This window comes from Protofrankia symbiont of Coriaria ruscifolia, assembly GCF_900634745.1.
GTDB lineage: Bacteria > Actinomycetota > Actinomycetes > Frankiales > Frankiaceae > Protofrankia > Protofrankia californiensis.
In genome coordinates, this window is sequence record NZ_CAAAFR010000007.1 from 65,287 (window position 1) to 72,859 (window position 7,573).

A 7,573-nucleotide genomic window follows, 5' to 3' on the forward strand; every position below is an offset into this window, starting at 1 on the left:
CGCCAGTTTGCCACGTGTATCGGTCGAGTCCGTACCGACTGGGACGCTCGGCTCGAATGATGCCCATAGTGGCATAGATCATGTAGAGGTCTACTACGATATGTCGTTCTTGAATAACTAAATGCGATGAAATCCGGGTACGTCGAACGTACCCGGCCCTCGCCCGTGTGCCTGACCCGCGGTGATCGCATACGAATGCGGCGCGGGAACCCGCGGCGCTGGAAGTCGCGAACCCACAGCCGGAACCCCTGCTCCGTTGGAAGCCGTTGGAAGCCTGGAGCGGCCGCGGGAACCTGTGGACCCATGCAGCCGGGTTCGACGGCCATCCGTCGAACCGCTCAGGGAAGATCGCCGGCCCAGGTTTCCCGGTCGCCAGAGGTCCGTGGGAGGCCTGAAGTCCCTGGGCCGCTGAAGTGGTTGCCGTAAGAGCGCCGCTCAAGACGCCCAGGAAGGGTGCGTACCCCACGAGTGGAACGGGGGGTGGGACACGCACCCCTGGTGCGCCTTGTGATGATGAGTACTGCCCGGTGGTAGTACACGGTGGTACGGGATCCGCAGACCCGCACACCATGTTTGCGCCGCTACCGTCGGCCGGTGTCCTCATCTTCATCGGCGTAGTCGTACTCGTAGGAATCATCCGAGTACGGATCGTCCGCGGTATCATCTCGCGCACTACCCGCACCTAGATCGGCCTTTAGCCGATCCAGGTCCATATTCGGCGAGTTGTACTTGAGCTCGCGGGCGACTTTCGTCTGCTTGGCCTTCGCTCGGCCGCGCCCCATGGCTCGACCCCCTCGAACATGACGACGGGGACCCGCCCCGGTGCTCTCATTGTCTCGTGCCTCCCGAGACTACAGGGATCGCGGGCTCCCCGGCACGCCAACCCCACAGTTGTCGGGTTGAGAGGCGATCGCAGCGGCATATACGTGACATGAATCACAGATCGAAATCTCGTAGTCGGTTGCTCAGGACGTCTGGGGAACGAGGATCCGGCGCAGCCGCCCGACCTCGCCGATCCGGCGTTCCGCGAGCTGGGTCGCGGCGATGGTGGAGGTGATCCCGGTCTGCTCGGCGAGGGTCAGAACCTCCAGGGTCGAGGCGAAGATGCCGCTTACCTTCGCCTGCGCCCGTTCCTGCGAATAGCCCTGGATCTCGTCGGAGACCTGGATGAGTCCGCCGGCGTTGACCACGAAGTCCGGCGCGTAGAGCACGCCCGCCGCGGCGAGCAACTTGTCCACGTCCGCGTCCGCGAGCTGGTTGTTAGCTGCCCCACACACGACACGTGCCTGCAGCGCCCCGACAACGTCGGCGGTGAGAGCACCGCCGAGCGCGCACGGGGAGTACACGTCCGCGTCGGTCTCGACGAGCACGTCGGGATCGGCGTGCGTCTCGACGTCGGGATGCTCCGCTCGTAGCCGCTCCAGGGCTGCCCGGCTGACGTCCGCGGCGACTACACGGGCGCCGTCGGCGAGCAGATGGCCCACGAGACGTCGGCCGACCTTGCCGACTCCGCAGACCGCGACACGGCGGCCGGCCAGGGACGGCGTGCCCCACAGGTGCCGGGCACAGGCGCGCATCCCCTCGAATACGCCGTAGGCGGTCAGGATGCCGGAGTCGCCCGAACCGCCGTGCTCAGGCGAGCGTCCGGTGACCCATCGGGACTCTCGTGCGATCACGTCCATGTCCTCGACGTACGTACCGACGTCGCAGGCGGTGATGTAGCGACCGCCGAGCGAGGCCACGAAGCGTCCATAGGCGCGCAGCAGCGGCTCGGACTTGTCCCGGTCGGGGTCGCCGAGGATGACCGCCTTGCCGCCGCCGAGATCCAGACCGGCGCAGGCGGCCTTGTAGGCCATAGCCTTGGACAGAGCGAGGGCGTCGAGGAGGGCCGCGTCCTCGTCGGCATAGGGGTGGAACCTGGTCCCCCCGAGGGCAGGGCCGAGGGCTGTCGAGTAGATCGCGATGATTGCGCGCAGTCCGCTGGCGGGATCCATGCAGAAGACCACCTGTTCGTGCTGCGAACCGGCGGTGAAGACGGACGGCACGGGTGATGCTCCCTTCGCCGGGAACGTGAGGCTCGTCGGGAAATATGATCTTCGTAGCCAAGGTCAGGGCAAGCCGGAACATCCTGAACGGGCGTGGTTGGTGTCTGCAACGTATCCGCGGGTCCCTCCATGGGTTGGCGTGGTGATGATTGTTCGTTGCCGGCGTCGTGGATTGCCGTCTTCGAGTGGAGGTCGCGTGTCGACGATGGGTTCGCGGCGGCTCGCTGATGTTCCCGGCGTGCCAGGATCTCCTCTGTGGCGCCTGTCGTGAGTCCGGCAGCCTACCTGCGGGTGTACGAGCCGCTGGCGGCCTTCCCGCCGGCCGAACGGCTTCGTTGGGAGCGGTACGCGGCCAGGGGAGGCGTACCGACCCGTCGTGCCGGCGCTCGGCGGGAGCGAGCCGTCGCGCTGGTCGCGACTATTCGCCCGTCGCTGGACGTGGCCGACGAGTCGGCCTTCGTCCAGATGGCGGACGGTCTGATGTTCGTCTGCCCCTGGTACACCCAGCTGCGGGTGTGGCAGGCCGCGATGGAGTTCCGCGGTCGGCTGCCCGAGCGGGTGGCTGAGGCGTTCATCCCGCGACGTCTGGCAGAGCCGGCTGAAACCGAACTGGATCGTTGGCGTAGCCGACGGCCTGATCTCAAGGTCTACGTCCAGACGTGCACCTGGATGGTGCCGCCGCCGTGGTTCATTCTGTTCGACTCCGCGGAGCGGGCGCTGGTCACGGGTGACACCGCCGACAGGTCGCTTCTTTACCGGACGTCGATGGGCCTTGCCCGGCGCCGGGTGGGTCGGGCACTGGAAGCACTCGAGGTGCTGCGCCGTGTCGCTCCGGACTCGCCGGGCGTCGACGGCGTGGTCGAGCTCGAGCACTGGCTGGAGGACTTCCACCCGCACAGCCGGATCGAACTCGACTACGGAGGGATCGTTGATCTGCTCGACGACGATGCTCTGCGCAACGACACGTCGGTCGCGGACCTGGACGAGGCAATCAGCGCGTTACGCCGAGGGCGAACAGACGCGGCGGTTGCGGCGTATGGGCGTGTCCTGAGCCGATGGAGACCGCTTCAGACCAGGGAGTCTGCAAGCTGATGGTTCGCGACCGCTAACTGAGCGTGATTGCTCGCTTCGGACGTCATGTGACTAGTCAGCAGATGGTCCTGACGTGCCATGTCCGAAATGCCCCCGAAGGATGCACGATCTGTATGGGACGGAGCGACGCTCTGTGACGGGAGGCCAACGCAATGACGACGAGAACACCGGACGCTGAGCCGCTGCTGACGCCCGCTGAAGTGGCAACGATGTTTCGAGTTGACCCGAAGACGGTGACCAGGTGGGCAAAGGCGGGCAAGCTCACGTCGATCCGCACTCTCGGCGGCCATCGCCGCTACCGGGAGGCGGAGGTCCGGGCGCTCCTCAAGGGGATCCCATCCGTGGGAAGTGAGGTATAGCCCCACGCCGACGCGATCAGACGCATCGGATCCTCCTTCCTGTGCTCACGCACTTCACAAGCTCCGGGTTCCAGATGGTTCCGGTTGCCTGAGATGCGGTCAGGCTAAGGCCAAGGGGGTCACCGGTACGGCAGTTGTTCCAATCAGGGGCAATGGTTGTGCCTTTGATGTGTCGAGGTTGTCGACGACGAGGGCATTTCGGTACGTCCAGGCGTTTTTGGGGTCTTCGACCAGATGGCCGAAGGCGGCGTGATCACGTTTTTCGCGCGCCGCTGGAGGCTCAGCTCCTGGGTCATGGAGGGCCGAAGGCGGCGCGATCATGTTTTTCGCGTCGCCGGAGGCCTGGCTTCCGGGTCACTGGAAGGTCAGCATTTCCCGGTCGAAGACCCCAAGCGCCGGCTGGGTCGCGACGTGTGGTTTTTCGCCCTGCGGATCAGTGCTCGGCCGGTAGCCGGTGGACCGATCCAGCGTCGCCGGGCACCGCTTGCGGCCGGCGGACCAGGGCAGACGCCGACGGTCGTGGCCCCGAGGGACGCTGGAGCCCGCTGCGAAAGCCACGGTTGCGACCCAGCCGAGCAAACCCCGACATGGGTCGGGACCGATCCGGCGGGGCGGCCCAGGTGGCGCCCTCGTCCACCGTCGCCAGAGACCATCGTTTCGTGAGTGGTGGGGACCATCGCTTTACCAGCGGCATGGTGGACCAGCGGCATGGTGGCGGCAAACCACATGCGGACGTCTAGTGGCCAGGCGGCTGCTGGCTGGGTGCTACATGTGATCCCGAAATGCTATGCGTGGTCACGAATCTCCGTTCTACCGGCCGCACGGGCGCAGTGAGCGCAGCAGAAGAACTGCCCGTTGGTCTGCGCCCCGTGACCGGAGATCTTCACTCCGCAGTGTTCGCAGATCGGGGCCATTGCGTGGATCGCGCATTCAAAGCTGTCAAATGTGTGCACATTTCCCTGGGCATGCACCTCGAAGCTCATCTCATAGTCGTTGCCGCAAACTTCACAGCTGCTCATTGTGACTCCCCGTCGGCGCCCTTGTGATTGCTTTGTCACTGCTCGGCGGGCCCGTAGACCGGGCGCGGCACCGGGGTTCTCCGGAGGCGACTGGAGCGCCAAGCCCCCGGGTCACTCGCCGATAACCCGCTGTGCCGCTCGTGCCCGGCCGCGCAGCGGCCAAACCGGTGCGAGCGAATTCCCTCTCGGCAGCCGGGCGATCAGGCCTGTTCGCCCGTCTTCTCTGTTCGGCCTGTCTTCTTCTGGTCATGCTTGCCCCATGCCCGGGGTAGTTGACGCATCGGCGATGCGTGTATCCGTCACAGGTACGGATGCGCGCATCGCCCGCTCCTCGTCCGTTGCAGGCCGGGAGCCAGAGTGTGGACGTAGGCGGCCGGTGTGGACGCAGACCGCGGACCGGCGCCGTTGTAACCCGGCATACGGGACTACCCGGGGCTGCGGAATGTCCCCGGCCCGGGGGTCCCGTCCGGGGTCTCGGCAACCGCCTCTTTCCTTGGCCAGCAGGGTATTCCGCCCTATTTACTGCGGTGATTTACCGACGTGTCGTCATGCCGACCGAAACCCGCCCGAAGGCGCCAGGTTAGAGGCGTGTAAAAATTCCATTTCGCAAACACCGCTGCGGCTGGCCCGATGATTCATCCGTAAGCCCGTTATCCCAGCTCACGGGGTGTCCGGACGTTCATGGCAGTACCCGGCGCCCATACCAGACGGCGGGTCCGGGTCCGGCGAGGTCTTTCCGTCGCGTGATTCACGACTCACCACCCCAATCATACGTGCGTATATGCGGGCTGTGCGCTGGAATTATGCCAGGTGCGAGAATCATGAAAGAAGGAAGAGAATCGCATGAATCCGCAGTCGCCCTTCACGAACAGGGCTCGTGAGTCCACCGACGTCGTCCTCATCGGCGCGGGAATTATGAGCGCCACGCTCGGTACTCTGCTGCGCAGACTCCAGCCGGACTGGTCGATCGACGTATACGAGCGATTGCCCAGGGTCGCCGAGGAGAGCTCGGACCCATGGAACAACGCGGGCACCGGTCATGCCGCCCTGTGTGAACTGAACTACACCAGTGAGCTCCCCGACGGCACCATCGACGTGCAGAAGGCCGTCAATATAAACGAACAGTTCCAGGTGAGCCGCCAGTTCTGGTCGTATCTGGTGGAGGACGGAACATTTTCCGATCCGGAAACCTTCATCAACTCGACGCCGCACATGACCTTCGTGCGCGGGGCGGCGGATGTCAGCTTTCTACGCAGGAGGTACGAGGCGCTGCGAACGGAGCCGTTGTTCTCCGCCATGGAGTTCAGTGACGACCCGGCTGTGATCCAGCGTTGGGCGCCGTTGTTGATCGAGCAGCGTAAACCCGGCGAGCAGATCGCCGCAACCCGTGACATATCCGGGACCGACGTGGATTTCGGCTCCCTGAGCCGTCAGCTTTTCCGGTCGCTCGAGTCGTCCGGTGTCAGTATCCACCTCAACCAGGAGATCAGGGCGCTGACGCAGAAGCCGGACGGACGGTGGCGGTTGCGCGTCCACAACAACACGAACGGGAAGACGAAGGAAATCTCCGCGCGGTTCGTGTTCGTCGGCGCGGGTGGGTGGGCGCTGAAAATCCTGCAGAAATCTCGTATACCCGAGGCGTACGGCTTCGGCCTGCTGCCCATCAGCGGGCAGTTCCTCCGCACCGACAACCCGGCTATCGTCGCCCGGCACCATGCGAAGGTATACGGCAAGGCGCCGATCGGTGCGCCGCCGATGTCCATGCCGCACCTGGACACCAGAATCGTTGGCGGCCAGAAATCGATCCTGTTCGGTCCTTATGCTGGTTCAAGCCCGAAGTTTCTCAAATATGGCTCCGTCTTCGACATGCCGTCATCCATTCGCTGGCACAATATCCTTCCGTTGCTTGCCATGGCCAGGGACAACATCGGACTTGTCGCCCTCCTGGTGAACGCGCTCAGAGCAACTCGGAAGAAGAAGATCGCTGAACTCAGGGAATTCGTTCCCGGCAGCCTGGCAAGGGATTGGCGGATCATCACGGCCGGTCAGCGGGCGCAGATCGTGAAGAAAGATCCCGAGAAAGGGGGAGTTCTCCAGTTCGGAACCGAGGTCGTCGCGTCCCGGGACGGGTCCATCGCCGGAATTCTCGGCGCCTCACCCGGCGCATCCACCGCTGTACCGATCATGCTCGATCTTCTTCGGCGGTGCTTTCCGGAGCACTATGACGCCTGGCAGCCCACGCTGGGCGAAATGATCCCCACGTTCGGCCAGCGGCTCTCGGACAATTCCGAGCTCGCGGCACAGACGATGGCTGCGACCGCGAAGACCCTGCATCTCACCGAAATTCCTCGGCTCCTTCTGCGTCGATCTTCCGGTACCGGGGACGGGGAGGCCGCCGAATAGATCGGGTAGACCGGGAGGGGCACTGAATAATGGTGTTCGCCCGGTGAGCGGGGCAGTCCGTGCTCGTATGGCCGGACTCCGGCGAGGCCCGGATAGTGGTGCTCTATCCGGGCCGCCGAGCTGTAGCCGCAACGGTTTGCTCGCGCGATGAGGGTCAGCCGCCGGCGAGCTGTGAAGGAACTCGACGACCGCGGTGGCGTCCTTTTCCGGTAACCGCGCGCAATGCGCATTGTGCCGGTGCAGTAGAAGCGATCTTGAAAAGGGTCGGTCACCGGCCGGTGGCGACGCGGAGGGCTTCGTCCTTGCTGAGTGCGGTCACGGCTGAGGACGGCGGCTGAGGACGGTCGTACCGGCACCCTCGAGATTGTCTGGTCGCCTTCCAGCCAAAAAGCATCTCGTCCTCCCGATAGGTCCGGGCCCTCCTGGGCCCATGACTTGCAGCATGGCGCTGGGTGATGCGAAGTATGTTGCGGTAACAGCTTTCCGTAAGACTGGTTCCGGCGTGTCCACGCCTACGTGGATCGTTCCGCTTGACGGGGGTCGAGTCGGCTTTTGCACGTCGTCGACGTCCGGTAAGTACAAGCGGCTCCGGAACAACCCCAAGGTTGTGATCAGGGCTGCGGGAAGGTTGCGCAAAGTTTCGATCAGCTGCGTT

At 64.6% G+C, this 7,573-nt stretch carries 6 protein-coding genes; 3 read left to right on the forward strand and 3 right to left on the reverse strand.

Going from position 1 to position 7,573, the window contains the following annotated elements:
* Positions 1-581 precede the first annotated feature (581 nt).
* Complete coding sequence (locus tag CV1CTNOD_RS00895) at positions 582-782, reverse strand: DUF3073 domain-containing protein (protein WP_131764741.1); 201 nt, start codon at positions 780-782, stop codon at positions 582-584.
* Between the two features lie 183 nt (positions 783-965).
* Positions 966-2,045, reverse strand: coding sequence for a Leu/Phe/Val dehydrogenase (locus CV1CTNOD_RS00900; RefSeq protein WP_131784312.1), 1,080 nt, complete (start codon positions 2,043-2,045; stop codon positions 966-968).
* Between the two features lie 255 nt (positions 2,046-2,300).
* Here CV1CTNOD_RS00900 and CV1CTNOD_RS00905 point away from each other — a divergent pair, with 255 nt between their 5' ends.
* Both CV1CTNOD_RS00905 and bldC read left to right on the forward strand, forming a co-directional pair.
* Positions 2,301-3,137 carry a hypothetical protein gene (locus CV1CTNOD_RS00905; RefSeq protein WP_131784313.1) on the forward strand — a complete coding sequence of 279 codons (837 nt, stop codon included), beginning with the start codon at positions 2,301-2,303 and terminating at the stop codon, positions 3,135-3,137.
* 152 nt (positions 3,138-3,289) lie between these two features.
* A complete protein-coding gene (bldC, locus tag CV1CTNOD_RS00910; RefSeq protein ID WP_013871846.1) occupies positions 3,290-3,496 on the forward strand; it encodes a developmental transcriptional regulator BldC in 207 nt (68 codons plus the stop codon).
* A 785-nt stretch (positions 3,497-4,281) separates the two neighbouring features.
* Here bldC and CV1CTNOD_RS27520 read toward each other — a convergent pair.
* Positions 4,282-4,515, reverse strand: coding sequence for a hypothetical protein (locus CV1CTNOD_RS27520; protein WP_131784314.1), 234 nt, complete (start codon positions 4,513-4,515; stop codon positions 4,282-4,284).
* An 843-nt stretch (positions 4,516-5,358) separates the two neighbouring features.
* On the opposite strand from CV1CTNOD_RS27520, the gene mqo reads away from it, so the two are divergent.
* A complete protein-coding gene (gene mqo, locus CV1CTNOD_RS00920; protein WP_131784315.1) occupies positions 5,359-6,918 on the forward strand; it encodes a malate dehydrogenase (quinone) in 1,560 nt (519 codons plus the stop codon).
* The last annotated feature ends 655 nt before the right edge of the window (positions 6,919-7,573 follow it).